This is a genomic window from Methylobacterium sp. SD274 (assembly GCF_017355285.1).
GTDB lineage: Bacteria > Pseudomonadota > Alphaproteobacteria > Rhizobiales > Beijerinckiaceae > Methylobacterium.
In genome coordinates this window covers 185664-211440 of sequence record NZ_JADIJP010000004.1, presented here as the reverse complement: position 1 = coordinate 211440, position 25777 = coordinate 185664, and the positions used below count along the sequence as shown (strand labels likewise).

29 protein-coding genes are annotated in these 25777 nt (G+C 68.1%); 12 read left to right on the top strand and 17 right to left on the bottom strand.

The genetic code is table 11. The features are described from left to right. Window positions 1-80 precede the first annotated feature (80 nt). Both IPV08_RS05985 and hisG read left to right on the top strand, forming a co-directional pair. Window positions 81-1235 (top strand): ATP phosphoribosyltransferase regulatory subunit, encoded by a 1155-nt coding sequence (locus IPV08_RS05985; protein ID WP_207411148.1) that lies wholly within the window; start codon window positions 81-83, stop codon window positions 1233-1235. Further along, the gene (hisG, locus tag IPV08_RS05980; RefSeq protein ID WP_056422962.1) at window positions 1228-2247 is read left to right on the top strand and encodes an ATP phosphoribosyltransferase; all 1020 of its coding nucleotides are present in this window, start codon (window positions 1228-1230) and stop codon (window positions 2245-2247) included. Before IPV08_RS05985 ends, hisG begins: the two co-directional genes overlap by 8 nt. 362 nt (window positions 2248-2609) lie before the next feature. On the opposite strand, the gene IPV08_RS05975 is transcribed toward hisG, so the two are convergent. The 3 genes from IPV08_RS05975 to hemE are packed head-to-tail and all read right to left on the bottom strand — an operon-like array spanning window position 2610 to window position 4499. Further along, the gene (locus IPV08_RS05975) at window positions 2610-2969 is read right to left on the bottom strand and encodes a lysozyme inhibitor LprI family protein (RefSeq protein WP_207411147.1); all 360 of its coding nucleotides are present in this window, start codon (window positions 2967-2969) and stop codon (window positions 2610-2612) included. Between the two features lie 2 nt (window positions 2970-2971). Further along, on the bottom strand, window positions 2972-3418 hold the full coding sequence (hemJ, locus tag IPV08_RS05970) for a protoporphyrinogen oxidase HemJ (RefSeq protein ID WP_207411146.1): 447 nt from the start codon (window positions 3416-3418) through the stop codon (window positions 2972-2974). 10 nt (window positions 3419-3428) lie between these two features. Next, complete coding sequence (hemE, locus tag IPV08_RS05965; RefSeq protein ID WP_207411145.1) at window positions 3429-4499, bottom strand: uroporphyrinogen decarboxylase; 1071 nt, start codon at window positions 4497-4499, stop codon at window positions 3429-3431. 605 nt (window positions 4500-5104) lie between these two features. Here hemE and IPV08_RS05960 point away from each other — a divergent pair. The 6 genes from IPV08_RS05960 to IPV08_RS05935 all read left to right on the top strand — a co-directional run bounded on the left by IPV08_RS05960 (window position 5105) and on the right by IPV08_RS05935 (window position 10228). Further along, on the top strand, window positions 5105-5935 hold the full coding sequence (locus tag IPV08_RS05960; RefSeq protein ID WP_056422951.1) for a pyruvate, water dikinase regulatory protein: 831 nt from the start codon (window positions 5105-5107) through the stop codon (window positions 5933-5935). A 20-nt stretch (window positions 5936-5955) separates the two neighbouring features. Continuing rightward, window positions 5956-6570 (top strand): nucleoside triphosphate pyrophosphatase, encoded by a 615-nt coding sequence (locus IPV08_RS05955; RefSeq protein WP_207411144.1) that lies wholly within the window; start codon window positions 5956-5958, stop codon window positions 6568-6570. Window positions 6571-6596: 26 nt separating this feature from the next. After that, window positions 6597-7439: a shikimate dehydrogenase gene (locus tag IPV08_RS05950; RefSeq protein WP_207411143.1), complete on the top strand. Its 843-nt coding sequence runs from the start codon at window positions 6597-6599 to the stop codon at window positions 7437-7439. Further along, the gene (gene coaE / locus IPV08_RS05945) at window positions 7436-8041 is read left to right on the top strand and encodes a dephospho-CoA kinase (RefSeq protein WP_207411142.1); all 606 of its coding nucleotides are present in this window, start codon (window positions 7436-7438) and stop codon (window positions 8039-8041) included. Before IPV08_RS05950 ends, coaE begins: the two co-directional genes overlap by 4 nt. A gap of 35 nt (window positions 8042-8076) precedes the next feature. Further along, window positions 8077-8802 carry a DNA polymerase III subunit epsilon gene (gene dnaQ, locus IPV08_RS05940; protein WP_207411141.1) on the top strand — a complete coding sequence of 242 codons (726 nt, stop codon included), beginning with the start codon at window positions 8077-8079 and terminating at the stop codon, window positions 8800-8802. 193 nt (window positions 8803-8995) lie between these two features. Then, a complete protein-coding gene (locus IPV08_RS05935) occupies window positions 8996-10228 on the top strand; it encodes a PHB depolymerase family esterase (RefSeq protein WP_207411140.1) in 1233 nt (410 codons plus the stop codon). Window positions 10229-10235: 7 nt separating this feature from the next. Here the strand turns inward: IPV08_RS05935 and panC are convergent, their stop codons facing one another. From panC to IPV08_RS05890, 9 genes are all read right to left on the bottom strand, one after another. Beyond that, window positions 10236-11099 (bottom strand): pantoate--beta-alanine ligase, encoded by an 864-nt coding sequence (panC, locus tag IPV08_RS05930; protein ID WP_207411139.1) that lies wholly within the window; start codon window positions 11097-11099, stop codon window positions 10236-10238. Between the two features lie 94 nt (window positions 11100-11193). After that, window positions 11194-11595, bottom strand: a complete 402-nt coding sequence (locus IPV08_RS05925) for a hypothetical protein (protein ID WP_246747816.1) — start codon at window positions 11593-11595, stop codon at window positions 11194-11196. A 111-nt stretch (window positions 11596-11706) separates the two neighbouring features. Beyond that, window positions 11707-12960, bottom strand: coding sequence for a BatD family protein (locus IPV08_RS05920; RefSeq protein WP_207411138.1), 1254 nt, complete (start codon window positions 12958-12960; stop codon window positions 11707-11709). Between the two features lie 173 nt (window positions 12961-13133). Continuing rightward, a complete protein-coding gene (locus tag IPV08_RS05915; RefSeq protein ID WP_207411137.1) occupies window positions 13134-14057 on the bottom strand; it encodes a tetratricopeptide repeat protein in 924 nt (307 codons plus the stop codon). After that, the gene (locus tag IPV08_RS05910; RefSeq protein WP_207411136.1) at window positions 14057-14986 is read right to left on the bottom strand and encodes a vWA domain-containing protein; all 930 of its coding nucleotides are present in this window, start codon (window positions 14984-14986) and stop codon (window positions 14057-14059) included. The genes IPV08_RS05915 and IPV08_RS05910 overlap by 1 nt, the downstream gene beginning before the upstream one ends. Further along, complete coding sequence (locus tag IPV08_RS05905; RefSeq protein ID WP_207411135.1) at window positions 14983-15996, bottom strand: VWA domain-containing protein; 1014 nt, start codon at window positions 15994-15996, stop codon at window positions 14983-14985. The genes IPV08_RS05910 and IPV08_RS05905 overlap by 4 nt, the downstream gene beginning before the upstream one ends. A gap of 4 nt (window positions 15997-16000) precedes the next feature. Next, the gene (locus IPV08_RS05900; RefSeq protein ID WP_207411134.1) at window positions 16001-16468 is read right to left on the bottom strand and encodes a DUF4381 family protein; all 468 of its coding nucleotides are present in this window, start codon (window positions 16466-16468) and stop codon (window positions 16001-16003) included. A 3-nt stretch (window positions 16469-16471) separates the two neighbouring features. Then, the gene (locus IPV08_RS05895) at window positions 16472-17332 is read right to left on the bottom strand and encodes a DUF58 domain-containing protein (protein WP_246747826.1); all 861 of its coding nucleotides are present in this window, start codon (window positions 17330-17332) and stop codon (window positions 16472-16474) included. A 98-nt stretch (window positions 17333-17430) separates the two neighbouring features. Further along, window positions 17431-18444, bottom strand: a complete 1014-nt coding sequence (locus IPV08_RS05890) for a MoxR family ATPase (RefSeq protein WP_207411132.1) — start codon at window positions 18442-18444, stop codon at window positions 17431-17433. Between the two features lie 382 nt (window positions 18445-18826). Between IPV08_RS05890 and IPV08_RS05885 the strand changes: the two genes are divergently transcribed. The 3 genes from IPV08_RS05885 (at window position 18827) to IPV08_RS05875 (ending at window position 21269) form a co-directional block, all read left to right on the top strand. Continuing rightward, the gene (locus IPV08_RS05885; RefSeq protein WP_207411131.1) at window positions 18827-19729 is read left to right on the top strand and encodes an alpha/beta hydrolase; all 903 of its coding nucleotides are present in this window, start codon (window positions 18827-18829) and stop codon (window positions 19727-19729) included. Window positions 19730-19777: 48 nt separating this feature from the next. Continuing rightward, a complete protein-coding gene (locus tag IPV08_RS05880) occupies window positions 19778-20494 on the top strand; it encodes an MgtC/SapB family protein (protein WP_207411130.1) in 717 nt (238 codons plus the stop codon). Window positions 20495-20582: 88 nt separating this feature from the next. Then, on the top strand, window positions 20583-21269 hold the full coding sequence (locus tag IPV08_RS05875; protein ID WP_207411129.1) for an SDR family oxidoreductase: 687 nt from the start codon (window positions 20583-20585) through the stop codon (window positions 21267-21269). A 4-nt stretch (window positions 21270-21273) separates the two neighbouring features. Here IPV08_RS05875 and IPV08_RS05870 read toward each other — a convergent pair whose 3' ends face one another. After that, window positions 21274-21606 carry a hypothetical protein gene (locus IPV08_RS05870; protein WP_200919017.1) on the bottom strand — a complete coding sequence of 111 codons (333 nt, stop codon included), beginning with the start codon at window positions 21604-21606 and terminating at the stop codon, window positions 21274-21276. Between the two features lie 291 nt (window positions 21607-21897). Here IPV08_RS05870 and IPV08_RS05865 point away from each other — a divergent pair, with 291 nt between their 5' ends. Then, complete coding sequence (locus IPV08_RS05865; RefSeq protein WP_207411176.1) at window positions 21898-22764, top strand: NlpC/P60 family protein; 867 nt, start codon at window positions 21898-21900, stop codon at window positions 22762-22764. Here IPV08_RS05865 and IPV08_RS05860 read toward each other — a convergent pair. From IPV08_RS05860 to IPV08_RS05845, 4 genes are read right to left on the bottom strand one after another with little or no spacing between them, the layout of a single operon-like run. After that, window positions 22742-23203: a low molecular weight phosphatase family protein gene (locus tag IPV08_RS05860; protein ID WP_056422907.1), complete on the bottom strand. Its 462-nt coding sequence runs from the start codon at window positions 23201-23203 to the stop codon at window positions 22742-22744. The two genes, IPV08_RS05865 and IPV08_RS05860, sit on opposite strands and share 23 nt — an antisense overlap. 39 nt (window positions 23204-23242) lie before the next feature. Next, window positions 23243-23758: a UPF0262 family protein gene (locus IPV08_RS05855; RefSeq protein ID WP_056422904.1), complete on the bottom strand. Its 516-nt coding sequence runs from the start codon at window positions 23756-23758 to the stop codon at window positions 23243-23245. A gap of 7 nt (window positions 23759-23765) precedes the next feature. Beyond that, window positions 23766-25061 (bottom strand): histidinol dehydrogenase, encoded by a 1296-nt coding sequence (hisD, locus tag IPV08_RS05850; RefSeq protein WP_207411128.1) that lies wholly within the window; start codon window positions 25059-25061, stop codon window positions 23766-23768. Next, window positions 25061-25570 carry a DUF2948 family protein gene (locus tag IPV08_RS05845; protein WP_207411127.1) on the bottom strand — a complete coding sequence of 170 codons (510 nt, stop codon included), beginning with the start codon at window positions 25568-25570 and terminating at the stop codon, window positions 25061-25063. The genes hisD and IPV08_RS05845 overlap by 1 nt, the downstream gene beginning before the upstream one ends. Between the last annotated feature and the right edge of the window lie 207 nt (window positions 25571-25777).

Sequence of the window (25777 nt, the reverse complement as noted above, 5' to 3'; positions counted from 1 at the left end):
GGCGGACTTCCCGCTCTGTGGGTGGTCGCCAAGTCCGGATGCTGTTGATAAAGGACGCGGCATCAGGCGGCGGGTGAACCATGACGAGACCGGAGGCAGTCGATCCGATCGACACCGTGCGAGCGGATGAGGGAACGCGGCTCCTCGCGCATTTCTCGCACGGAGGCTACGGCGCGGTGACGCCCGCCGTGCTCCAGCCGGTGGAGCCGTTCCTCGAACTCTCCGGCGAAGACATCCGCCGGCGTATTTTCGTGACGCAGGACGCGTCGGGCGCGGAACTCTGCCTGCGGCCGGAATTCACCATTCCGGTCTGCCGCCAGCATCTGGCGCGGGGCGTGGGGACGACCGCAGATTACAGCTATCTCGGCCCGGTCTTCCGGCTCGGTTCCGGCGAGGCGGAGGAGTTCCTCCAGGCGGGCATCGAATCCATCGGCCGCACCGACATCCCGGCGGCGGATGCGGAGGTGCTCGGCCTCGCCCTCGAAGGCCTCGACCTGCTCGGAGCCGGTGAGGTCTCGGTAAGGCTCGGCGACATGGGCGTCATCGACGCGCTGCTCGATGGGCTCAACGTGCCGCCGGCCGCCAAGCGGCGGACGTTGCGAGCGCTGGCAGCCGGCCGTTCCCTGGACGACGTCACCACCGTGGCGACCGTGGAAGACCCGCATGCCGGCCTCCTGGCGGCGATCCAGGGCCAGGATCCGAAGGGCGTACGCGCCTTCGTCGAGGACGTTCTGTCCATCGCCGGCATTTCGCGCGTGGGCGGACGCAGCGCCGGCGAGATCGCGGAACGCTTCCTCGCCAAGGCCTCGGCGCGAGCTAATGGCGGCGCCGGGCTCAACACTGAGAACCGCGCCATCGTCGAGCGCTACCGCGCCATCTCGGGCGATCCGGATCAGGCCGCCAACTCCATGCGCGAGCTCGCCGCCTCGGCGGGCGTCACTTACGCGCCGCTGGAAGCCGCCCTCTCCTTGTTCGAGGAGCGGACCGGCTTCATGGCCGCGCGCGGTCTCGACGTGGAGCGGTTCCGGTTTTCGGGCAGCTTCGCCCGCAACCTCGATTATTATACCGGCTTCATCTTCGAGGTGACGCGAGGGCAAGGCGCCGCCCCCCTCGTCGGCGGCGGCCGCTACGACGGACTGCTCCAGCATCTGGGCAGCCCCACGCCGATCCCGGCGGTGGGCTGCGCCGTTTGGCTGTCCCGTGTCCTCACGTCGGAAGGATCGTCCCGTGGCTGAGACCGTTCCGACTCCCCAGGCTTCGCAAGGCCCGGCCGAGGGCCCCCTCGTCCTCGCCGTGCCCTCGAAAGGGCGCCTGCAGGAGAACGCTTCCGCCTTCTTCGCCCGGGCGGGGCTGAAACTCGCCCAAGGGGCGGGGGCGCGCGACTATCGCGGCAAGCTCGTCGGCGTGCCCGATGTAGAGGTGCGCTACCTCTCGGCTTCCGAGATCGCCAACCAGCTCGCCAGCGGCAGCGCCCATCTCGGCGTCACCGGCGAGGATCTGATCCGCGAGAGCCTTCCCGATGCGCGAGGACAGGTCGAGTTGCTGACGCCGCTCGGCTTCGGCCAGGCCACGGTCGTCGTCGCAGTGCCGCAGGCCTGGATCGACGTCCGCGCCATGACCGATCTCGACGAGGTCGCGGCCGAACTCCGCATCCGCCACGGGCGCCGCCTGCGCATCGCCACGAAATACGTCAACCTGACCCGGCGGTTCTTCGCCGAGCACGGGGTGGCCGATTACCGCATCGTCGAGAGCCTAGGCGCCACGGAAGGCGCCCCCGCCTCGGGCTCGGCGGAGATCATCGTCGACATCACCACGACGGGGGCAACGCTCGCCGCGAACGCCCTTAAGATCCTCGACGACGGCATCATCCTGCGTTCGGAGGCCAATCTCGTCGCCTCGCTGACGGCGCCCTGGGGCCAGAGCCAGAAGAAGGCATTGCGCACCGTGCTCGGCCGGATCGCGGCGGAGGAGCGCGCGCGCCTCACCCGCGAGATCCGGGCGGCGATGCCGGCCGACGGCGATCTCGATCTCGCCGGGATCAGCGCCCTGCACGATGCCCAGCTGCCCTACGGCATGCCGGAGAACCGGAGCGCCGAGATCGTGCTCCACTGCCCGGTGGACGCCACGTTCGACCTCGTGGACGATCTCGTGAAATCGGGAGCGAGCGCGGTCAGCGTCAGGCGGATCGACTACGCCTTCGGCCCGGACAACCCGTTGATCGACCGGCTGCTCACGCGGCTGGGCTGAGGCCCGGCCGACGACGACGACGCCTCAAGGATCGGGCGCTGCGACCCATGCAGCATGATCACATCGTCGGTCCGTATCCGCCCAGGACTGCAACGACGCGTAGATAACGGTTTTAGGCCAGCGTGGGTCGGGCTCTTGCGCCTGTTTCCAGGTCAAGTGAACTTGCGCCACCCGGCCGTCATGCAGCTGAAAAAGGGCGTCGTCCCGATCGTATCGACGGGCGATCAGCGTGGTCGCCAGCCCGTAAAGGATGTGCGCCGGTGCGACCTCCTTGCGGAGTTCAGCTTCCCAGCCCTGGCCAAGGGCGGAGACGTCATCCGTTTGCCCTGAATTCACCGACTCCCACGGGTCAAGCCATTCCACTACAGCGGCCCCTGCTTGGCGAATTCCGAGAAGACGCCGCGTAGGGTCTTCAGGCGCGCCTCGTAGGCCTTGGTCAGGCAGGCGACGTCCGCTGCGCAGCTGCGCCGTTCCTGCAGCCAGGCCTCCTGGTCGTCGCGCAGCTTGGCGTTTCCGCCCATGGGCAGGAGCCCGCGCAGGATCTCGAACCGGACCGCCATCTCCACGTCGAGATCGTTGAGGGGAAGATGGCCGCAGATCGCCTTTTCGTCAGGCGTCTCCGCCTTCTCGCACGGGAAGCTCGCGGCCTCGGCGCCGGATGCGGCCAGCACCATGGCCGCGGCAAGGCCCCATGCTCTGTAACGAGGATGCGATGCGATCATGATCAGAATCCCGGCTTGACGATGACGAGGATGACGATGGCCACCATGAGAAGCGTCGGGACCTCGTTGACCATCCGGTAGAAGCGGTGGGTCCGCGCGTTCCGGTCGGCGGCGAAATCCTTGACCATCCGCGAGAACCAGCCGTGGCAGCCGCTCATGGCGAGGACCAGGGCGAACTTCGCCTGCATCCAACCCGACGCGTAGAACCCGCTCTGCCAGACGAGGAACAGGCCGAGCAGCCAAGTGACGATCATGGCCGGGTTCATGATCGCCTTCATCAGGCGCCGTTCCATGACCTTGAACGTCTCGGACTGGGCCGAGGAGGCCGGCCCCTCGGGCAGGGACGCGTGGTAGACGAAGAGGCGCGGCAGGTAGAGCAGCCCCGCCATCCAGGAGATGACGGCGATGACGTGGATCGCCTTGATCCAGGGATAGAGCGTGTCGGCCATGGTCAGGCCGTCAGCGCCGCAATCTGGCGAGCATCCGCTCCACATGGGCGATCGGCGTCTGCGGGGTGATGCCGTGGCCGAGGTTGAAGATGTGCGGCAGTCCCTCCGTCGCCTCGAGCACCCCGTCCACGGCCGCGTCGAGGGCCTCGCCACCCTCGATCAGCGTTTCGGGGTGGATGTTGCCCTGGGTCACGGTGCGCGGCGTGACGGCACCGCGCAGGGCCTTCAGATCGACGCTCCAATCGACGCCGACGGCGTCCGCCCCGGTCTCCGCCATCACGCGGGCATGGCCTTCGAGGCCCGAGCCCCGGGCGAAGACGATGATCTTCGCCCCCGGCACGCGGGCCCTGACCCCGTCGACGATGCGGGCGATGGGGGAAAAGCTCCAATGTTTCAGGGCATCCGCCGTGTCACCCGGTGCCTGCGGCAGCGAACCCGCATGGGATTCGAAGATCTGGACCGCATCGGCGCCGGCTTCGAGCTGGCGCGACAGGTACTCGATCTGCACCGAGACCAGGCGGTCGATGAGCGCTTCCACCAGGGCGGTCTCGGTATCGGCGAGCGCGCGGGCGGGAGCGAGGTCGGGCGTGCCGCGTCCGCCGATCATGTAGCTCGCCACCGTCCAGGGACCGCCACAGAACCCGAGAAGCGTCGTCTCGGCCGGCAACTCGGAGCGCAGGCGCCGGACGGTCTCGAAGACCGGTTCCAGATGCTGGAAGATGCTCGGATCATCGGCCTGTTTCAGGCGGGCGAATTCGTCCCGGCCATGGACCGGATCGAGACGCGGGCCTTCCCCTTCGACGAAGCGGACATTCTGCCCGAGGGCGTCCGGCACGACGAGGATGTCGGAGAACAGGATCGCCGCGTCGAAGCCGAAGCGCCGGATCGGCTGCAGGGTCACCTCGGTGGCGAAGTCCGGATTGTAGCAGAGGTCGAGGAAGGAGCCTGCCCTGGCCCGGACCTCGCGATATTCCGGCAGGTAGCGCCCGGCCTGCCGCATCATCCAGGCGGGAGGGATCCGGGACGGTTTGCCGTCGAGAACCTGAAGCAGCGCACGATCGGTGCCGTCACGTCGAGTCATGCGCGTATCCGCCAGGTCCATCTTGATGGGGAGAGACCCTCCCCCTTGGAACAGAGCTATGACGTCCCGGCCCCTCCTCGGGAAGATCTTTTGCCGAGGGACGTTGTTTTACCGCAGGACGTCCCCGCTTCTCCGATGCCCACTTCCGAAAGCCCTGTTCCCTGCGAGAGCTTCTGAGGGTGGCCGAAAATCCCTGTCCCCGTCCCGTCTATCTAATAAGAAAAGAGAGATTCTAGGACTCTGTTTTTTCTTTTAGACGGGGGATGACGGGACCGCGAACTTGTCCACACCCCATCCCCGCGCCACCGCCGTTAACGGGGCTTTAACGGGTTCGCGCTAACTTTCGAGAACGGGAAGTCTAATCAGCGACTTGCGCGCCGTGATGGGTCCCTCGTGCCCGAACCCTCCCTGAATCTCCCAAACCGAGATCGGGACGAGGGTCGTTGGTCTGCATGTTGACGTGAGAGTCGACAACGCGGGGGAAGGTTCCGCCCCCGGCCCGGACAGGGGTGCTTTATCCCCACCTGTCGACTCCGGCCTTCAGGTGTGGTGGATAACCCGGAGATCCCTCGAGCCCGTCCGCCGGCCTGGGATGGGAATTTCCGATGAGTCGCAGCTACTTCCATCTCCATCTCGTGTCGGATTCCACCGGTGAGACCCTCATCAATGTGGGTCGCGCCGCCGCCGCCCAGTATGAAGGCGTCTCGGCCATCGAGCATGTCTATCCGCTGGTGCGATCCTCGGCCCAGCTCGAACGGGTGATTTCCGAGATCGAGGCGGCGCCGGGCCTCGTTCTCTACACGCTCGTCGGGCACGACCTGACCGAGCGTCTGGAAGCGGCCTGTCGCGAGACCGGCTCGCCCTGCCTATCCGTGCTCCAGCCGGTCCACGCCCTGCTCCAATCCTATCTCGGTGCGGAGACGACGGCGCGGCCCGGGGCGCAGCACATGCTGAACGCCGAATATTTCAAGCGCATCGACGCGATGAACTTCACCCTCGCGCATGACGACGGCAACCTGCCCTTCGACATCGACGAATCCGACGTGATCCTCGTGGGCGTCAGCCGCACCTCGAAGACCCCGACGGCAATCTATCTGGCCAATCGTGGGCTGAAGACCGCGAATTTCCCGCTCGTGCCCGGCATGCCGGTGCCGCCCAATCTCGAGAACGCCCGCAAGCCCCTCGTGGTCGGCCTTCTCGCGTCTCCTGAGCGGATCGTGCAGATTCGTCAGAACCGTCTGCTGAGCCTGAAGGCGGACGACACCTCTCTCTATGTCGATCGCGACGCCGTCGCCGACGAGATCGCCGCCTGTCGCAAACTCTGCAGCCGACATCGCTGGCCGACCATCGACGTCACGAGGCGGTCCATCGAGGAGACCGCCGCCGCGATCCTCGATCTCCACCGCGAGCACCGGCTCAAGTTCATCGTGGCGTGAAACGCGAAGCGAGCTCCGTCATGACCCATCTCTGGCTTCCCGAACGTCCATTGGTTCTTGCCTCCGGCTCGCCGACGCGCAGGCATCTCCTGGAAGCGGCCGGACTCGACGTGGAGGTCGAGATCCCGAATGTCGACGAGCGAGGCATCGAGGCCGATTCAGGCCCCCTCGCCCCCGCCGATCTCGCTCGCCGACTGGCCCTGGCCAAGGCACGGGCGGTCGCGGAAAAGGCCCGCGACAGGATCGTCCTGGCCGCGGATCAGGTTCTCGCCTGCGACGGGGAGGTGTTCCACAAATCCGCCTCCCTCGACGCGGCGAAACATCAGCTGAGCCGGCTATCCAACAGGATGCACTCCCTGCATTCCGCTGCCGCCCTGATCGTACCGGGACGGGAGCCGGACGTGATGCATGACGAGGCCCGTCTGACCATGCGGGATCTGAGCGCGGTCGCCATCGACACCTATCTGGCGATTGCCGGGCATGACCGCGTCACCGGCACGGTGGGGGGATACCAGCTGGAAGGCCTCGGCATCCATCTATTCGCGGAAATCGAAGGCGCCCATGCCACGATCCTCGGCCTGCCGCTGACCGGATTGCTCGACCGGTTGCGCTGCCATGGCTGCCTTGCCTTCTGATCCCGAACGCCCCGCGAGACCCATTCATGATCAAAGCCTTCGTCGTCGGTCATCCGATCGCCCATTCCCGGTCGCCGATGATCCACGGACACTGGCTCTCGACCCTTGGGCTCGACGGGTCCTACGAGCGGATCGACGTGGCGCCGGAGGATTTTGGGGCCTTCCTGCGCGGCCTGAAAGCTGCCGGGTTCGCCGGCGGAAACGTGACTTTGCCACATAAGGAAGCCGCCTTCGCCGGGGCCGAGGTGCTGACGGCGTCCGCCCGGCGGATCGGCGCGGTCAACACGCTCTCCTTCGACGGGCAGGGACGTCTCGTCGGCGACAACACCGACGCCGTCGGCTTCACCGCCCATCTCGACGAGACCCTCGGGGCGGACCGGCTCGGCGCTGATCGGGGAGATGTCGTGATCCTCGGAGCGGGAGGGGCGGCACGGGCCGTCGTCGCGGGCCTCCTCGACCGGCCGGCGAGCCGCATCCTCGTGGCCAACCGCACTCGCTCGCGGGCCGAGGCCATCGTGGAACTCGATCCGTCCCGCGTGGAGGCCATCGACTGGGACGGGCTCGACGATGCCCTCCGCCGAGCGCGGCTTCTCGTCAATACCACCTCCCTCGGCATGACCGGCAAGCCGCCCCTCGACATCAAGCTGGATCGTTTGCCGGCTGAATGTGCCGTCGCCGATATCGTGTACTCGCCCTTGGAGACGCTGCTCCTCGCAGCGGCAGCTGCGCGAGGGCATCGCGTAGTCGACGGGCTCGGCATGCTCCTGCATCAGGCAGTGCCGGGTTTCGAACGCTGGTTCGGGACCCGTCCCTTGGTGACGCCGGAGCTGCGTGCCCTGATCGTCGCCGATCTGGTCGCGAAGCGATGACCCGGCCGTTCATTCTCGGCCTCACCGGCTCCATCGGCATGGGGAAATCGACCACGGCCGCCATGTTCGCCCGGCGCGGCATTCCGATCCACGACGCGGATGCAGCGGTGCGGCGCCTCTACGCGGCGGGTGGAGCCGGCGCCCGCCTCATCGCCGACCTGTTCCCCGACGCCATCGCGGAGGACGGCTCCGTCGACCGCGCGTGCCTGCGGGACCATGTGCTCGGCCGGCCCGATTCTCTCGCCCGGCTGGAAGCCGCGATCCATCCCCTCGTCCGCGCGGAGGAGCAGCGCTTCCTCGACGAGCACGCCGACGCCTCCCTGGTGATCCTCGACATCCCCCTCCTGTTCGAGACCGGCGGAGAGGCGAGATGCGATGCGGTTCTGGTGGTGACGGCGGATCCCGATGTTCAGCGGCAGCGTGTGCTGGCGCGCCCGGGCATGTCCGAGGCGGCTTTTGCCGCGATCCTCGCCAAGCAGATGCCCGATGCCGATAAGCGCGCCCGTGCCGACTTCCTCATCGATACCGGGCTTGGCCTTGCTGGCGCCGAAAATCAGGTCGACGCTCTCATCGAACGGCTCGTCGGCGCAGGCCAAGCCTGACCGATCGCTTCGTTTCTCCTCGAATGGACCGTACCATGCTCCGTGAGATCGTCCTCGACACCGAAACCACCGGTACGGATGCCAAGAACGGGGACCGGCTGATCGAGATCGGCTGCGTCGAACTGATCAACCATATCCAGACGGGGGTGACCTTCCACCGTTACGTCAATCCGACACGGCCGGTCTCGCAGGGTGCGTTCGGCGTCCACGGTCTCTCCGACGCGTTTCTGGCCGACAAACCCGTCTTCTCGGCGATCGTGGACGATTTCGTCGCCTTCTGCGGCGATTCCCCCCTCGTGATCCACAACGCGCCCTTCGATGTGGGCTTCCTCAACATGGAGTTCGCCCGGCTCGGCGAAGGCGGGCCGCCGCAGATCGACTTGGGGGCGGTGGTCGACACGCTGCAGATGGCGCGGCGCAAGCATACCGGCGCTTCCAACAGCCTCGACGCGCTTTGCGTCCGCTATGGGATCGATACGACGCGGCGCACCAAACACGGTGCGCTTCTCGACGCTCAGATCCTGGCCGAGGTCTATATCGAGCTGCTCGGCGGCAAGCAGACAAGCCTTGGCCTGGCGATGGTCGAGGCCGCCGAACCGATCCAGATCGTTGCCTCCGGCGACGGTCCCGTCGCCACGGGGCCGCGCCGATTGCGCAACCGCTTGAACCCCTTGGACGTTACTCAGCATGCTGCGTTCGTCTCATCTCTCAGTGCAAGCCCGATCTGGCGCGACTATGTCAGCGAGAGCGAAGGCGAGTAAATATCGACTAGGTGCAATGCAATAAAACACATATTGCATTGCAACAGAACCAGCTTACATCTTTGCACAACGAGTCGGCGCGGAGGCGAATCGAGCCCATCGTCGATGCCGGATCAGCTTTTATCCTGCATCGATCAGATCCGCTGGCCGCTCGTCGACACACATGTCCAACACCCAAGAAAGCGATCATGCGATGGCTGATCACCCGAACCGGACACAGGCACGTCTGGCCGATCTCGTCGAAGCCACCAAGCTGACGGGGGCGGGCCGCTTGCAGGAAGCGTCCGATCTCATTCAGCGCGGCCTGTTCGGGAGCCAGGGCGCCAGCCATTCCGGTCAGACGGCGGAATCCGCAACCTCCACGCATTCGGCAGGTGGGATCGCGGAAGGTCTGCACGATCAGTTTCGTGGGGCCCTGGATCAGGTCGCGCGGAAATTCGGCCTGTCGTCGCCATCCGGCGCGGTCGCTCAAGGCGCGACTGCGACTGCTCCGGCGACGTCCGGCTTCATGGGGTTCGATCCCGCGACGCTGTTCCGAGACGGAAACGTTCCGTCTCTCACCACGGGAGAGGGAACTTTCACCGCGCATTCCTTCGCCAACGAAGCGGGTGCGCGCGACTACAAGCTCTACATTCCCAGCCGTACAGTCACCCATCCTCCCCTGGTTGTGATGCTGCACGGCTGCACCCAGTCACCGGACGATTTCGCTGCCGGAACCGGCATGAACCTCCTTGCCGAGCAGGAAGGGTTCCTCGTCGCCTATCCAGGCCAGAGCACGAGGGACCACGGCCAGCGCTGTTGGAACTGGTATCAGCCCGGCGATCAGGCACGGGGCCTGGGCGAGGCCGAGATCATCGCTGGCCTTACCCGTGAGGTGATGCAAAACCACGATGTCGATCCGCGCAGGGTCTACATCGCCGGCCTCTCGGCCGGTGGCGCGGCCGCTGCCAACGTGGCCCTGGCCTATCCCGATCTCTACGCCGCCGTCGGCGTGCATTCCGGCCTTGCGGCCGGATGCGCCGGCGACGTCTCCTCGGCGCTGACGACGATGCGTCTCGGGCCTTCGGGAGCCGCCGCCACTCTGCAGGGAGGGACGCCCCGCGTTCCGACCATCATGGTTCACGGCGAGAACGACAGCACCGTCCACCCGCGCAACGGCGAGCAGGTCCTGCTCCAGGCCGGCGTCGATGCGCTCACGCCTTCCGTCTCGGACGGCGTGAGTCCGGGCGGGCTCTCCTATATCCGCACGCGTTATGCCGACGAGACCGATCGTGTGGTGGTGGAAAGCTGGGTCGTGCGCGGCCTCAACCATGCCTGGTCGGGGGGCGACCCGTCGGGCAGCTACACCGACCGTCGCGGACCCGATGCGTCACGGGCGATGGTCGATTTCTTCATGGCCCACCGCCTCGACCGACCGCGCCAGTGAATCGCTGTTAGACCGCTACGTTGTCGATGAGTCGCGTCGAGCCGAGATAGGCGGCGACCAGAATCCTGGTCGCTCCCGTGGCGTGTTCCACCGGGGCCAGCGTGTCGGCATCGCACACGCTGAGATACTGGATCGTGCTGAACCCGGCCTCGATCAGCCGATCGGTCGAGGCGGAGACGAGGGGGGACGCGGCGTTCCCCGCCCGCAATCCTTCGGCGATGATCGACAGTTCGCGGTGCAGAAGAGGGGCGATCCGTCGCTCCTGTGCATCGAGGTAGCGGTTGCGCGAGGAGAGGGCGAGGCCGTCCTCCTCTCGCAATGTCGGGACGCCGCCGATGGCGACGGGGATGTCGAGGTCACGCACCGCGCGGCGGATGACCTGCAATTGCTGGAAATCCTTCTCGCCGAACAGGGCGGTATCGGGCTGGACCTGGTTGACGAGCTTCGTCACCACCGTGGCGACGCCGGAGAAATGGCCCGGACGAAACGCGCCGCACAATCCCTCGCTGATGCCCGCCACCGTGAGGCTGGTGGAGAAATCCGCCGGGTACATCGTCTCCACGGTGGGAAGGTAGGCGGCATCGACGCCCGCCTCCGACAGCAGCGCGAGATCGGCCTCGGTATCGCGCGGATAGCGCGAGAAATCCTCGCTCGGTCCGAACTGCGTCGGGTTGACGAAGATGCTGACCACGACCCGCTCCCCCAGTTCCCGCGCCCGGGTCACGAGGGAGAGGTGGCCCTGGTGCAGGGCACCCATGGTAGGCACCAAGACGATACGGTCGCCCGCTGTCTTCCAGGCGCGGATGCAGGCCCGCATGGGGTCCACCGCGTCGAACCGGACCGGGGTGACGGGCGAGGCTTGGCTGCTCATCGGGGCTCTTCGGCGGGACTTTATGAGGGGTGTGGATCGTGCCTCGACTATCCCAGATCCATGCCGGAACGCCAGATGGCGCCGTTGGGCGACGTCAGTTGCAATAGGGCAGCAACGACCTGCCGAACGGATCGTCGACGCCCAGTGCCGGCTTGAAGCCGTAATAGCTCGGTTTCCCGAGCCCGTAGGTCGATCCGACATAGCTCGGATCGTCCGGCGCGTCGGTGGGAATGGGCACGCTTCTCGGGATACAGGCGACCCGTCGGGGTCTCGCACGCTCCCGTCGGGGCGTGCTGTCCTCGTCCGCGCGCGGGAAGTAACGCGGCGGCGGCTCGGCTCCCGGGACAGGGCGGTTGGCCTCCACGCCGTAGGGGGTGGACCAGCGCTCCCGCGCGTCTGCGGCCCGGGCCGGGCCGTCCAAGACGGACGCGACGAAACTTGCCGCGATCAGCACCCTCGCGGCATGGCCTCCTGCTGTCTCGCGCCCTCGGCTCATGTCATCCCGCTGCGTGCTCCCGTCGCCGGAAGCCCTGTCGATGGGCGTTCACCGCTCAACGCCCCGTCCGTGGACGAGGCTCGAAATTCTCAGAACAGGGTGAACGAAACGTTACCGTCGCAAAGCCCGACCATCGAGATCCGCCAAAGGGTTGACCGGCTCGGCGGGAGGCCTGTCGATCTTGAACGGCTTCGACAGGTTGCCGGCTAATAGAGCCAGGTCCGGCGTCGCTTCCTCGGTTCGGCCATAGAGCGAGGCGTCGAGGGCGGCCAGTGCCTCGGAGATGACCGGAGTAGAGCGCCAGAGCCGCGCGAGTTCGGGTTCGCGCTCGAAGACCGGGCCGAGGGCAGCGCGGAAACCCGGCCCATCACCGGCTTCCGCGTGGCGTGCGAGTTCGCGACGCGTCGCACGGTCGAGGCGCAGGGTCCGAGAGCGCCTCGGAACGCCAAAGCCGATGAGGGCGAGGCCGAACCCGAAAGCTCCCACGGCCGCAGCCGCAACGACCATCGGCGAGGCCGGAGCGACGGGTTTGGCGTCCTCGTCCCGGTCGGGCAGGCCGCCGCCGATCTGGCGGGCCGGGATTTCCGCTTCCCGCAAGGTCCGCGAGACGGTGTCGAACCAGGGAATGGTGATGGCATCGAGCGGGACGATCTCGGTGACGGCAGGGCGCACGTCCCATTGATAGGTCGCCCGCGCCACCGGACCAGTCGGGGTGATGATCGTCTCGCGGGTCACGGGGCCGGCGAAGGTGAGGATACCGCGTGTGCGCATGACCGGCCTTGGCGGCAGCCCTTCGGCCACCAGCCCCTGCGCCTCCAGGGTGACGATGCGCCTCGTGGTCTCGCCGATCTTCACCGTTTCGGGATCGGGGCTCCAGGAATCCGTGATCGTGACGTCCCGCGCCGGTAGCCACCACGGCTCCTTTACGTCGGGCCCGCCCACCGGCTTCGTCCAGGTGGCGACGGGCAGCGAGACCGGTACGGAGGGAACGTCCACCACCTTGCGGGTTCCGCCATCGTTGATGGTGAGGCGGTGGATGAACGGGTCGATGGTGAAGTCGCCCGGATGGTGCGGGAAAATCGCGATGGTGCGGTCGAAGGCCACCGCCACCTGTCCGTCCGGCAGGCGTGTCTTCGACCAGGTGTCCCGGCCGAGCTGGGTCCAGCTGAAATTCGCCAGCGACGGCTGGACGACCTCCTCCAGCAGGATCGCCTGCCGGTAGACGCCGCGAATGTGGAGCAGCACCATTTCCCGCGAGAACGGCGCAGCGTTACCGTTGAGCTCCGGCGTCACCGTCAGGGTGAGGTCGCCGGGAGCGATTTCGGCCTGTGCGGGAGCGGCGAGGAATAGGAACGCGCCGAGCATGAGGATGCCACGCCGTCCGTGATCCCTCCCCCCTCTGCGGGGGAGGGTGGCCCGCGAAGCGGGTCGGGAGAGGGGAGCGCCAGTTCCGGAGAGGTCGTCCCCTCTCCCGCCTGCTCCGCAGGCACCCTCCCCCGCAGAGGGGGGAGGGTTGGTATCCGGGCGATACACTCCGCTCACCATGGGTTGCTTCCTGCCGGGACCGCCGTGCCCGCTTCCACACGCACCGCTTGCTCGGCTTTCAGGCGCAGCTTGAGATACCGGCCCGGATCGTCAGGCAGGGTCTGGAGCCAGAGGCGGTCGGGGCGGATTTCGTGCGCCTCGAAACTCTTCGTCACGCGCCGCGCCTCCCGCTCCGGGGCGGCGGCGACCATGGCGGAACCGGCGCCCGTGCGTCCACGACCGGCGGCATCGCTGGCCGAGCCTCTCGCTTCACCTTTGCCGGAATCCACCGATTGCTGCTCGGCCTTGCCGCGCCGCGCCACCTTGCTGTTGCCCGGCGTCGAGGAGGAGGTGCCTCCCTCCTTATTGCCGGCCAGTCCCTCACCGACGGAGGAGGCCTTCATGTCGTCGTTGGGATCCTGATTCGAGGTTTTGTTGTAGCGCGAGCCCACGGTCGCGGTGGCATTGGCGAGGCCGCCGCCCTTGCCCGGATCGCCCGGCCCCTCGGCCACGAGGCGGGCGACGAGGGAACGATTGGCCTGCGCATCCGCATCGCGTGGATTGTATTGCAGGGCGACGTCGTAGGCGTCGATGGCGCCCTGGTAATCGCCCGAGCGCGCGAGCGCATTGGCGAGATTGTAAGCGTTGCGCCGGCCGCCATTCCGGAAGATCGCGATGGCCTCCTCGTAGCGCCCCGCCTCGTAGAGCGCGGGCCCGCGCCAAGCCGGATCGGCAAGGATGGTGGCGGCGGCGTTGGGCAGGCCGAGGCTCATCAGGCTGCGACCGAGCGTCGTGCGCGGCTCCGAAACCAGGGTGAGGCCGAGAATGCCGGCCCCCGCCAGCGTGATGCCGGCGATCCTGGCCCAGCCGGTCCAATGCCGGGGCAAGTAACGGGCGAAGGGAAGACGATCGGGCAAGGAGAGGCGCGCGGTGCTCATCAGGCGCTCCTGCGGAACAGGGCGAGGGCCGGAAGCAGGGCGAGGAGGATCAGCCAGCGTCCCAGATCGGCGAAGGCGAGCACGGTGTAGCCGCCCGCCGCCAGATGTTGCGCCGTGCTGGCCCCCACCACATCGAGGAGGGCGGCCGGCCTGTCGAGATCGACCGTGAGGCCGCTGCCCGCGCCGGTCACCCGGTCGAGGGCCGCCCGGTCCGGTTTGGGCGATCCCGCCGGCAGGGACTTGGTGGCCGGAACGAACACGGCATGGAGGTGCCATCCCTTGTTCCGGATCGCAGTGGCCTCGCGCATGGCGGCATCGCCGATCCCGTCGCCATCGGTGACGAGGACCACGTCGCCGGCGATGACGCCGGCCTCTTCCAGGGTCCGGCGCGCGATGGCGAGGCCGCGCTCGGGATGGGTGCCGCGGTCGGGCACGGTGTCGCCGTCGAGGGCGAACAGGACGAGGCTCAGGGCGTCGCGATCCGTGGTCGGCGGGGCGGCGAGATAGGCGTCGCCGGCATAGACCACCACGGCGACGCTGCGGGTGCCCGCCGCCTGGGCCACGCTGTCGGCGATCTGGCGAACCTCCTTGAGGTGGCCGCCCTCAGCGACGGAGCGCGAAAGATCGATGACGACCACCGTCGCATCGAGATTGCGGAAGGTCGCCGCGTCCGGGCGCTCTATGGCCGGTCCCGTGAGGGCGACGGCGATCAGGCCGGCCGCGATAGCGGCGGCGAGGTTGGCCTGGCGCCGCCCGCCGAGGACGGCTCCGCGCGTCTCGAGGAAGGCCATCAGGCCGGGATCGACCGCCTTCGCCCAATCGCCCAGCGGGGCCGCACGCCAGGCCGCGCGCAGGGCGAGGACGAGGATGACGGGAATCGCCAGGAGCCACCAGGGCCGCAGGATGGCGAGGGAGAGAAGGGCGCTCATGCCTTGCGCCTCGCCACCAGCAGGCCCGCCGCGCAGAGGAGAGCAAGGCCAGCGGGCCAGGGCCACAGGTCCTGCCGCAGGGGGACCGGGGGAGCCTTGGCCCGACCGCCTTCAATGGCATCGATGGAATCGGCCATGGCGATGAGGTCGTCGGTGGTCTTCACCCGGAAGAAGGTGCCCCCGGTGAGAGTCGAGATGTCCCGCAAGGTCTCGGCATCGACCACATCCTGCTCGCCGTCGGCATTGGACATGTCACGGGGGCCGAGGGCGATGGTGTGGACCTTGACGCCGAGTTCCTTGGCCAAGGCCGCCACGTCGCGCGGCGTGGTCTGGCCGGCATTGTTGGCCCCGTCCGTCATCAGCACCACCACCTTCGATGTGGCCGGCGGGATGTCGGACGCCTCGCCGGAGGTGGCCGGCACCAGTCGCTTGAGGGCGAGGCCGAGACCGTCGCCGATGCCGGTGGAGCGGCCGACGAGGCCGATCGTCGCCTCGTCGAGGGCGCGCGCCACGGTATTGGTGTCGAAGCTCGGGCTCGCGGCGACGTAGGATTCGTTGGCGAAGATCACGAGGCCGATCCGGTCCCCGGCCCGGCGGCGGATGAAGTCGGTGCCCACCCGCTTCACTGCGGTGAGCCGCGTCACGGTCTCGCCGTCGATGGCGAAGTCGCGCCGCTCCATGCTGCCGGACAGGTCCATCACCAGCATGATCTCGCGACCCGAGGCCGGAAGCGCGGTGGCGGGCAGGACGAGGCGGGGGCCGGCGAGCGCCGCCACCAGGGCGGCCCAGAGGGTCCAGATCAGGAGCGAGCGCCCGCGCCCGCGCGCCGCCACGCCGTCCCCTCGGGCGGAGCCCATCACGACGGTGGACGGAACGCGCAAGGCACCGCTCGATCCCATCCGCTCGGGCGGCAGCAGCCGGGCCGCGAGAAAGGGCAGCGGCAGGAGCAGCAGCGCCAGGGGCGCGGCGAGATCGAAGGCCGAGAGGAAAGCGGTGAACCAGGCTGGCATCGGCTCAGGCCCTGATCCGCGCGAAAAGTCGGCTGAGTTCGGCATCGAGGGTCTCGACGTCGGCCGGGGAGGAGCGCCGGTACAGGCCCTCCGTCACGACCCTGCCTGCGCCCTTGCTGAAGACATCCGTGGCGAAGAGACGGTCGAGGGTGGCCGCCCAGTCGCGTCCCTGGGTCGAGGCGGCCTCGTCGCCGGCGAGCGTCCGGGCGAGGCGCCGCAACAGGCGGGCCTGCGCGATGAGGCGTGCGTCCGGAGCGAGTGTGCGCGTCTCGGCGAGGCCGCGCAGGGCCGAGGCCCGCACCGAAGCTTTCGCCCGTGCCCGCATCAGCCTGACGAGGCCGACGAGAAGGGCCGCGACGAAGCCCAGCGCGATGGCCAGCACCACTTCGCCCTGCGCGCCGCTACCCGCATCGGCCGGGAGGTGCAGGCCGCGCAGCTGGGTGAGATCGGTGGGGGAGCTAAGCGGGTTCACGCGCTACAGCACCGCATCGAGACGTTCCATCAGCGGAGCATAGGCTTCGGGGCCGGCCTCCGCGTCGAGGCGCAACCCTTCGATGCCGCGCCGCGCATAGGCGATGAGTCGGTCGTCGGGCACGCCGTCCGTATTGGCGGCGGAGCGCCCGACCTGGACCGTGCCGCGCTGCCCGTCCGGCGTGGCGAACGGAAAGAACCCCGCCGGCTTCCTACGCTCGAACGCATCGCTGACGAGGACGAGGCGGATCGACAGGCGCTCGGCCAGCACGGTGAGCAGGTGGTCGAATTCAGGCCCCGGCGCGTCCAGCGCGCTGCCGATGACGAGATGGCCGCCGGACGGAAGCAGGCTCGCCGCCACGGTGAGGCTGCGGTCTAGGGGGGGATCCTGCATGTCCGAGGCGGCGAGTGCCTGGGCATGGGCCATGGCAAGGGCACCCGTCACCGCCGTCATGGCCCGCTCGCCGCCGCCAGGACGGACCACCACCGGTTCCCCCGAGGACGCGGCCACGAGGCCGATCCGGCCACCATCGCCGACGATGCGCCAGCCGAGCAGCACCAGGGCTTCGGCCGCGGCCACCGAGCGCAGGGCGCGACGCGTGCCGAACAGCATGGAAGGGCGGAAATCCGCCAGCAGCACCACGGCGCGGTCGCGCTCGTCATGGTGGGTCCGCACGTGGAGGATGCCGGTGCGGGCGGTGGCGTTGCGGTCGATATGGCGGCGGTCGTCGCCCTCGGACCAGAGCCGCACGTCGTCGGGCTCCGATCCGCGTCCACGCCGGCGGGTGACGATGCCACCGGGAAGGCCCGCCAGGGTGCGGGTGGCCGGCGAGACGCCGCGTCGGGCGAGGTGGCGTAGCCCCATCAGGGCCTCGCCCGAGAGGTGGATACCGGGGCCGTGCGCGGAGCCCGTGGTCGGGCCGGAGGGGGACGCCATGACTGTGCTACCCGACCATTCCGCCTTCAGAGCGCCCGGACCCGCTGGACGAGGCCCGTGATGATGCCCCGCGCGGTCTGTCCCTCGGCTGCTGCGCGCCAGGTGAGCCCGATCCGGTGCGCCAGGGCGTCGGCGGCGAGATCCGAGATATCCTCCGGGATCACGTGGTCGCGGCCGCGCAGATAGGCCCGCGCCTTGCCGGCGAGCATCAGGGCCAGCGTTCCGCGCGGGGAGGCCGGGTGCTCGATCGAGGCGCGGAGATCCGGGGCCGCCTTGTCGGTGCGGGTGCCGGCCACGAGGCGCACCAGATAGTCCTTGAGGGCCGACGAGACGTGGACGTTGAGGGCCGCCGCGCGGGCGGCGCGGATCTCCGCCACGGTGAGCTTCACCGGCATCGCCTCGGCATGGTGGTTCAGTTCGCCCTCGACGAGGTCGAGGATGCGGCGCTCGGAGGCTTCGTCGGGCATCTCCACCACCACATGGAGGAGGAAGCGGTCGAGCTGTGCCTCCGGCAGCGGGAAGGTGCCCGCATGCTCGATGGGATTCTGGGTCGCCACCACCATGAACGGGTCGGGCAGGACATGGGTATGGCCGGCGACCGTGATCTGGCCCTCTGCCATGGATTCCAGCAGCGCCGACTGCACTTTGGGCGGGGCGCGGTTCACCTCGTCCACGAGGATGAGGGAGTGGAACAGCGGACCGGGCAGGAACTCGAAATCGCCGGCATCCTGGCGCCAGACGGTGGTGCCGGTGAGATCGGCCGGCATCAGGTCGGGCGTGCATTGGATGCGGGCGAAGCTGCCGTCGAGCCCGTCCGACAGGCGTTTGACCGCGCGCGTCTTGGCGAGGCCGGGCGCGCCCTCGATGAGGAGATGGCCACCGGTGAGAAGCCCGATGAGCAGACGCTCCACGAGGGTTTCGGCGCCGATGAGTCCGTGGCTCAGGCCATCCCGCAAAGCGAGGATGCGTGCGCGAAGCGCCTCGTCGGCGGCTGGCGCCGCCGAGGTAGCGGGACGCATGGCCAGTGTCGCGTCGCTCATGAGCGCGCGTCGGCCGGAGCCGCCCGCAGGGCTGCCGCAACGGATAAGCGGGGCATGATCGTGGCAGGGCCGGCGTACAGCACCATGCGCGTCTCCTCGGGCGGATTCTTAAGAGATCCCTATATCGATCGGGTTTGCATGCAGCGGAGCACCGGCGTCAATCCCGTGGGACGTTTCCCGTGAAACACGAGGGTGAGATCGGGCAGAATGCCCGACCACCGGGATTTCATGAAGTCGAATGCATGCAGAGCGGATTTCTCTGCCGATCCCGAGGATCTAAGCCGGAATTCGGCGTTATGTCGCATCCTGCGAGACGTCGGTGGAAACCGAGGGCCGACCTCCCGGTTTCCGTGCCAACCCAGCGAGCAGACTGGAGCAGACCATGAATACAGACCTCTTCCCCGGCTTCAGCGCGGACTGGATCGACATTCCGGAGGGCCGTTTCTTCGCCCGCAGCGGCGGTCGTGAGGATGCACCTCCCGTCATCTTCCTTCATGGATTTCCGCAGACTCATGCCTGCTGGCACCGCATCGCGCCGGCTTTGGCCGAGACCCATCGCGTGGTGTGCCTCGATCTGAAAGGCTACGGCTGGTCGGAAGCGCCCAAAGGTGACCCCCACCACGAGGCCTATTCCAAGCGCCGCATGGGTCGCGACGTGGTGGCGATCATGGAACGGCTCGGCCATGTCCGCTTCGCACTCGTGGGTCACGATCGCGGCGCGCGCGTGGGCTACCGACTCGCCCTCGACGAGCCGGGCCGGATCGAGCGCCTCGCCCTCCTCGATATCCTGCCCACCCTCGTTCAGTGGGAGCGGATCGAAGCCGATCCCGACGTGTCCTCGCATTGGGCATCCCTGGCCCGGCCGGCCCCCGGTCCGGAGGAAGAGATCGGCCGCGACCCGGTCGCCTATTTCGAAGCCCTCCTTCGGCAATGGAGCAATGCCCGGAGCCTCGACCCCTTCGCCCCGGAAGCCTTGCGCCTCTATCGCGAGAACTGGAACGTGCCCGAGCGCATCCACGCCTTCTGCGAGGATTACCGCGCTGGCGCGACCCGCGACCGCGAGGCCGACCTCGACGACCTCGCGGCAGGAAAGACCCTCTCCTGCCCGACGCTGATCCTCACCGGCGACGGCTATCTCGACCATTCTCACGAGACCCCGCTGGCGGCGTGGCAGCGGACCTTCGCGCCGAAGGCCGAGGCCGTGGACATCACCTCGGGACATTTCCTTGTTGAGGAGAATGCCTCCGAGACGCTTAAGGCCCTGCGGGCCTTCCTCGGTGGCTGACGCGCGAAGCGTCACCGTTTCGTCATGGGCGGGCGACATGCAGCGCCCATGACTGCGCTCCTCGCTTCGCCACTGCCGGAATTCGTGAATTCCGCCGTCAGTCTCATCGTCGCTTTCGTGCTCGGCACGATGATCGGGGCCGAACGGCAATATCGCCAGCGTACGGCGGGGCTGCGCACCAATGTGCTGGTGGCGGTGGGGGCGGCGGCCTTCGTCGATCTTGGCATGCGCCTCGAAGGAACGCGCGGCGCGGTGAGCACGGTCGCTTACGTCATCTCCGGCGTCGGTTTCCTCGGGGCAGGCGTCATCATGAAGGAGGGCATGAACGTGCGTGGCCTCAACACCGCCGCCACCCTCTGGTGCTCGGCGGCGGTAGGAGCCTTCGCCGGGGCGGATTTCCCCCTGGAGGCCTGTTTCGTCACGGCTGCGGTTCTGTCCGGCAACACCCTGCTGCGGCCCCTCGTCAACGCCATCAACCGCGTCCCCATCGATGAGAGCCAGACCGAGGCCACCTACGAGGTCCAGGTCACGGTGCCGGCCGAGCATGCCGGCCCCGCCCGTGACCTTCTCGTGGAACGGCTGGAGGCGGCGCATTACCCGGTCGGCGGCACCGAGGTGGTGGAACGCGGCGAGGAGACGGTGGAGGTGGTGGCGACCCTGGTGGCGACGGCGGTGGAGTCCGCCGAACTCGACGCGGTGGTGGCCGGGTTGGAGCGCGACGGGCGGATCAGCCATGCCACCTGGTCGGTCCAGACCGCCGATTGAGCGCGTCCGCCGCCATTGCCGCCGTGAGGAAAAGACCAACCTAGGCCCGTGATGCCGGGCTTCGCCCCGGCGATGGAGGACCCCAACCATGGCCGGAACACGCAGGAACGCATTGATCGTTGGGGCCTCGCGCGGCCTGGGCCTCGGATTGGTGGAGACGTTCCTCGCGCGAGGCTGGGCGGTCACCGCCACCCAGCGCTCGCCCTCCGCCGGATTGGCGGCTTTGGCCTCCGACGTGCTCGGCATCGAGACCGCCGATATCGATGATGACGCGGCGGTTGCCACTCTCCACGACCGACTTGCTCACCAACGCTACGACCTGATCTTCGTGGTGGCCGGCGTGGCGACCCAGGCGCACAATCCTACCCATGACGTCCCGCGCGAGGTCGCCGCGCATGTCTACCTCACCAATGCCATCAGCCCGATCCGCTTCGCCGAACGGTTTCGCGATCGGCTGGCGGGCAACGGTCTCATCGCTTTCATGAGCTCCGTCCTCGGCAGCGTCGCCCTCAACGAGAGTGGCGGATGGGAGACCTACCGCGCGAGCAAGGCGGCGTTGAACACGTTGGCGATCAGCTTCGAGATCCGTCACCGCGACGAAGGGTTCGGCGTGGTCCTTCTCCATCCCGGCTGGGTCCGCACGGAGATGGGTGGCGAGGAGGCGGATCTCGACGTGGCGACGAGCGTCGCCGGTCTGGCCGACGTCATCGAGAATCGGCTCGGCAAACCCGGTATCGCCTATCTCGACTATACCGGCGCGACCTTGGCCTGGTAGGCGGTCAGCGCCGCCCGTCGAGGGGGCGGCCGCGCCGTTCCACCACGACGGGCGGGCGGGTACGACGCTCGACGATGACGGTGCGCGGCGCCCGGCTCGGGCTGCCGGCGGTGAGGATGCGCTCGGAGATCTTCTCGGGCTTCTGCTTCCCGGCGGCGAGCACGTGCGGGCGCACCTCGTCGAGGGGAAGTCCGATCAGGCCAGCGGCAATCTCGACCTGCTGTTCGAGATCGTCCGCGAGATCCTGCGCGGCAGCGACCGCCTCGGGGATCGTGGGCGGTTCGCGCCGCACGCGGATCGGGGGCAGGTCCTGGAAGGATTTCGGCGTCTTCTTCACGACTCGGCCCACGCTCGACATGAGCCGAGGATAGCGCGACAGGGGCTCCGGTGCATTGCACCATTTTAACGATGCACCCACGCGTTTCGCGCATTCCCCGCCATTGGAGTCGGAAATTCCGCCAGATCGAGGCCGGGATGCCATTTCCCTATTCGATTGCCAGAGCGAATGCCCATCGAAGGAGCAAGATACGCGTCATTATGACGCATATCCTAGTGGCTCCATTGGGGCCTCGCCCGATGCGTTGCGCGCCGTCAGGCTCCCGTCGATACTGCGCCCATCATGTTTCCCATCACCGATCTCACCGATTCCAGGCTGGTCCCGGCCCGCCCCGACCTCGCCGATCTCCGCCTGCGCGGCCGGCTCGACGCCGAACGCTATGTAGCGGGGCAGCCCGGCCGGCTCATCGTGGCATCCGCCCCCTTGCGGCGGCGACCGAGTCTCGACGCCGGCATCGAGACCGAAGCGGTCATGGGCGATCCCCTGACCCTCTACGACACGAGCGACGGCTTCACCTTCGTACAGTTCGAATCCGACGGCTATGTCGGCTACCTGCCGGCGGAATCCTGCGCCCTGGGCGTCCCGTCCCCGACCCATCGGGTGACGGCCATTCGGACCTTCCTCTATCCGGCCGCCAACATGAAGCGGCCACCACTAGGGCACGTGAGCCTCGGTGCAGGGCTCGGCGTCACCGGGCGGGAGGGTGAGTTCCTGCGCTTGGCGGAGGGCTCTTACGTCTTCGCCGATCATTGCGTCCCGGTCGGCACAGTGGAGTCCGACCCTGCCGCAACCGCCGAGCGTCTCGTGGGTACGCCCTATCTGTGGGGAGGTCGCACCAGTCTCGGGCTCGATTGCTCGGGCCTCGTCCAGCTTTGCCTCGCCATGGCGGGCATTCCGTCTCCCCGCGACGCGGATCAGCAGGAAGCGGCTCTCGGCACGGCGCTGCCCCAGCACCTCGACGGCTTGGTCCGGGGCGATCTCGTCTTCTGGCGCGGCCATGTGGGGATGATGCTGGACGAGACCCGTCTCATCCACGCCAACGGCCACCACATGGCGGTGGCGGTGGAGCCCCTGGGGGTGGCGGTGGAGCGCATCGCCGAGAAGAGCTACGGCGTGGTGACCTCGCTCCGGCGCATTACGGCTTCAGCCGGGCCTTGATTCGGGTGATCAACCCGTCACGGACGTCGCGATAAGCTTCGAGGCGCTGATCGCGTGAGGCTTCCTGCATCAGCGTCGGGTCCGGCGTCGGCCAGTATTCCACGTCGACGGCGTTGGTCCGAGTGACCTCCAGAGCCGCGTGGTGCGCCTCGGGCGACAGGGTGATGATGAGGTCGAAATTCAGCCCCTCCCACTCCTCCAGTTCGAGGAGGGTCCGGGGTCGGTGCTTGGAGGCGTTGATGCCGATCTCGTCGAGGGCCGCAACCATGAACGGGTCTGCCGGCTCGCCGGAGCGGACGCCCGCTGACTGCACATAGGTGGACTTGCCGAAATAGTGACGCGCCACCGCCTCCGCCGCGAGGGACCGCACGGCGTTGAAGTTGCACATGAACAGCACCGACTGCACGCGCGTCTTCTTCGGGCCGGCCTCTTCCGCCATCCGGTGACTGCCTCGGGCTTCAAACGACGGGGAGGGCGCTCACGCCTTCCAGTGCAAGGCGAAGACCAAGGTGAACAGGCGTCGCGCGGTGTCGTGGTCGAGATCGACCTTGCCTTCGAGGCGCTGCCGGAGGAGTTCGGAGGCTTCGTTGTGCAGGCCGCGCCGTCCCATGTCGATCGCCTCGATCTGAGTCGGTGAGGCGGTCTTGATCGCGTTGTAGTAGCTCTCGCAGATCATCTCGTAGTCGCGGATCACCCGGCGGAATGGGGTCAGCGACAGGAGATGGGTCATCACCGGCTCACCGTCCTGCCGGCGGATCGCGAAGGAGAGCTTGTTCTCCACGAGGCCGAGGGTGAGGGCGTAGGGGCCCTCGCGTCCGGGAATGGAGAAGTGGTTCTCCTCCAGGATGTCGAAGATCGCGATGGCGCGCTCGTGCTCTTGATCGGGATTGCCCCGGCCGATGGAATCCTCGTCGAAGGTCACCGCCGCGAGGCGGTGGATGGACGACGCTTTCTCTGCCGCTTGTCCCGTTTCTGGTTGTTCTGAGCCGGCCATCGTCCCCTCACAGATTCAGGCGGATCGCGACCGAGCGGGCGTGGCCGTCGAGGCCCTCCGACCGTCCGAGGGCGATGGCTGCCGGCCCCAAGGCCCTCAGCGCGGCGGGATCGCAGCGCAGGATCGTCGTCCGCTTCATGAAGTCGAGCACGCCGAGGCCCGAGGAGAACCGTGCCGAGCGGGCGGTGGGCAGTACGTGGTTCGGGCCGCCGACGTAATCGCCGATGGCTTCCGGCGTATGGCTGCCGAGGAAGATCGCACCGGCATTGCGGACCTTGGCGGCCAGGGCCTCCGGGTCGGCGGTCTCGATCTCCAGATGCTCCGGGGCGAGGCGGTCGACCAGGGGCACGGCCTCCTCGAAATCCGAGACGAGGACGATCGCGCCGTAATCGCGCCAGCTCGCCCTAGCGATGTCGGCCCGTGGCAGGGTGGCGAGAGCCCGTTCCACGGCGCTCTCCACGGCGTCGGCGAGGGCGGGCGAATCGGTGATGAGAATCGACTGGGCGGCCACATCGTGCTCGGCCTGGGCGAGGAGGTCGGCGGCCACCCAATCGGGGTTGGCGTGGCCGTCGGCCAGAATCAGTACCTCGGACGGGCCGGCGATCATGTCGATTCCGACCTGCCCGAAGACCCGGCGTTTGGCGGCGGCCACCCAGGCGTTGCCCGGTCCGACGATCTTGGCCACGGGGGCGATGGTCTCGGTGCCGTAGGCCAGCGCCGCCACGGCCTGGGCCCCGCCGATCCGGTAGATCTCGGTGACGCCCGCAAGGTCCGCCGCGGCCAGGACCAGGGGGTTCATCTGTCCTTCGGGCATCGGCACGACCATGACGACACGCGGGACCCCGGCGACGCGAGCCGGAATGGCGTTCATGAGGACGGAAGAGGGGTAGCTCGCCGTCCCGCCGGGCACGTAGAGCCCCACCGATTCCAGCGACGTCCAACGCCAGCCGGACGTCACGCCGAGATCGTCGGTGGCCATGTGGTCGCCGGGTACCTGGCCGCGATGGAACGTCTCGATGCGGGTCGCGGCGAGCCGCAGGGCATCGAGGGACTCGGCCGGGCAGGCGGCGATGGCAGCCCGTACCTCATCCGGGGTCACCCGCAGGGTCGCGGCGGAGAAGTCCTCGCCGAGCCGGTCGAAGCGGCGGGTGTAGTCCACCAGGGCGGCGTCGCCCCCGGAGATCACACCGGCGATGATCCCGCGAACGGTCTCGTCCACATCCTCGGAGATCTCGCGCTTGACGCTGAGAAGACCGGCGAAGGCGGTGGCGAAATCGGCGTCGCGGCTGTCGAGGCGCACCATCAGGCAGAATCTTTCACGACGTAGTCCTTGTCGGAGGGAGCCGTACCCGCATCACCTTGGATCGCGGCGCGGCCGGCTTGCGCCGCCTCGTGATCGGGGCGGCCTTCCACCTCCCAGACCGGACCGAGATCCTTCAGGCGCGCTTCGATGCATTCCACATCGAGCTGGATCGCTACTTTGCCGGCAAAGACCAGGGTGATGGTGCCGGAGGGTTCCTCCTTCGGCTGGAAGGTGACGGCCAGAAGGTTGAGAGGCTCGTCGGAGGTGGAGCCGGGCGTGATTCCGCGCGCGCGCACGGCCATGACCCGCTCGAAATGGAGGCCGGTGAGGCGACGGCGCGGGGCCTCCCCCTCCGGGGCCGACCAGTCGAAACGCCGCCCCACCAGCACGAAGCGGTGTGACGGTGCGAGATAAGCGAGATCCTGCGGGAGCAGGACCGCATCCTGAAGATGGGCCGAGAGGATCGCGAGATCCTCCGCGTCGAGGGCAGCGAGCTTGAGGAGCTCCATGTCGGGTTCGCTTCTGGCCGGACGCCGCCGGATCGGGCGCCGGATGTGGAAGAGGGTCGGCCGTAGGTAGCGAGGCGGCCGCCCTGCGGCAACTGCGCGGCCCGGAACAATTACGGCGTGCCGGCGATATGGGCCGTTTGCGGGGGGCGACGTCAGACGGCGTTCATGCGGAACAGGTTAGTCTTTCGCCGTACTCTCGATTGGGAC

What these genes read in the sequence shown, in the direction of transcription:
- IPV08_RS05985 (WP_207411148.1), top strand. Translation starts at nt 81, where the DNA reads ATGACGAGACCGGAGGCAGTCGATCCGATCGACACCGTGCGAGCGGAT.
- IPV08_RS05975 (WP_207411147.1), bottom strand. Translation starts at nt 2,969, where the DNA reads ATGATCGCATCGCATCCTCGTTACAGAGCATGGGGCCTTGCCGCGGCC.
- hemJ (WP_207411146.1), bottom strand. Translation starts at nt 3,418, where the DNA reads ATGGCCGACACGCTCTATCCCTGGATCAAGGCGATCCACGTCATCGCC.
- hemE (WP_207411145.1), bottom strand. Translation starts at nt 4,499, where the DNA reads ATGACTCGACGTGACGGCACCGATCGTGCGCTGCTTCAGGTTCTCGAC.
- IPV08_RS05960 (WP_056422951.1), top strand. Translation starts at nt 5,105, where the DNA reads ATGAGTCGCAGCTACTTCCATCTCCATCTCGTGTCGGATTCCACCGGT.
- IPV08_RS05955 (WP_207411144.1), top strand. Translation starts at nt 5,956, where the DNA reads ATGACCCATCTCTGGCTTCCCGAACGTCCATTGGTTCTTGCCTCCGGC.
- IPV08_RS05950 (WP_207411143.1), top strand. Translation starts at nt 6,597, where the DNA reads ATGATCAAAGCCTTCGTCGTCGGTCATCCGATCGCCCATTCCCGGTCG.
- coaE (WP_207411142.1), top strand. Translation starts at nt 7,436, where the DNA reads ATGACCCGGCCGTTCATTCTCGGCCTCACCGGCTCCATCGGCATGGGG.
- dnaQ (WP_207411141.1), top strand. Translation starts at nt 8,077, where the DNA reads ATGCTCCGTGAGATCGTCCTCGACACCGAAACCACCGGTACGGATGCC.
- IPV08_RS05935 (WP_207411140.1), top strand. Translation starts at nt 8,996, where the DNA reads ATGGCTGATCACCCGAACCGGACACAGGCACGTCTGGCCGATCTCGTC.
- panC (WP_207411139.1), bottom strand. Translation starts at nt 11,099, where the DNA reads ATGAGCAGCCAAGCCTCGCCCGTCACCCCGGTCCGGTTCGACGCGGTG.
- IPV08_RS05925 (WP_246747816.1), bottom strand. Translation starts at nt 11,595, where the DNA reads ATGAGCCGAGGGCGCGAGACAGCAGGAGGCCATGCCGCGAGGGTGCTG.
- IPV08_RS05920 (WP_207411138.1), bottom strand. Translation starts at nt 12,960, where the DNA reads ATGCTCGGCGCGTTCCTATTCCTCGCCGCTCCCGCACAGGCCGAAATC.
- IPV08_RS05915 (WP_207411137.1), bottom strand. Translation starts at nt 14,057, where the DNA reads ATGAGCACCGCGCGCCTCTCCTTGCCCGATCGTCTTCCCTTCGCCCGT.
- IPV08_RS05910 (WP_207411136.1), bottom strand. Translation starts at nt 14,986, where the DNA reads ATGAGCGCCCTTCTCTCCCTCGCCATCCTGCGGCCCTGGTGGCTCCTG.
- IPV08_RS05905 (WP_207411135.1), bottom strand. Translation starts at nt 15,996, where the DNA reads ATGCCAGCCTGGTTCACCGCTTTCCTCTCGGCCTTCGATCTCGCCGCG.
- IPV08_RS05895 (WP_246747826.1), bottom strand. Translation starts at nt 17,332, where the DNA reads ATGGGGCTACGCCACCTCGCCCGACGCGGCGTCTCGCCGGCCACCCGC.
- IPV08_RS05890 (WP_207411132.1), bottom strand. Translation starts at nt 18,444, where the DNA reads ATGAGCGACGCGACACTGGCCATGCGTCCCGCTACCTCGGCGGCGCCA.
- IPV08_RS05885 (WP_207411131.1), top strand. Translation starts at nt 18,827, where the DNA reads ATGAATACAGACCTCTTCCCCGGCTTCAGCGCGGACTGGATCGACATT.
- IPV08_RS05880 (WP_207411130.1), top strand. Translation starts at nt 19,778, where the DNA reads ATGACTGCGCTCCTCGCTTCGCCACTGCCGGAATTCGTGAATTCCGCC.
- IPV08_RS05875 (WP_207411129.1), top strand. Translation starts at nt 20,583, where the DNA reads ATGGCCGGAACACGCAGGAACGCATTGATCGTTGGGGCCTCGCGCGGC.
- IPV08_RS05860 (WP_056422907.1), bottom strand. Translation starts at nt 23,203, where the DNA reads ATGGCGGAAGAGGCCGGCCCGAAGAAGACGCGCGTGCAGTCGGTGCTG.
- IPV08_RS05855 (WP_056422904.1), bottom strand. Translation starts at nt 23,758, where the DNA reads ATGGCCGGCTCAGAACAACCAGAAACGGGACAAGCGGCAGAGAAAGCG.
- hisD (WP_207411128.1), bottom strand. Translation starts at nt 25,061, where the DNA reads ATGGTGCGCCTCGACAGCCGCGACGCCGATTTCGCCACCGCCTTCGCC.
- IPV08_RS05845 (WP_207411127.1), bottom strand. Translation starts at nt 25,570, where the DNA reads ATGGAGCTCCTCAAGCTCGCTGCCCTCGACGCGGAGGATCTCGCGATC.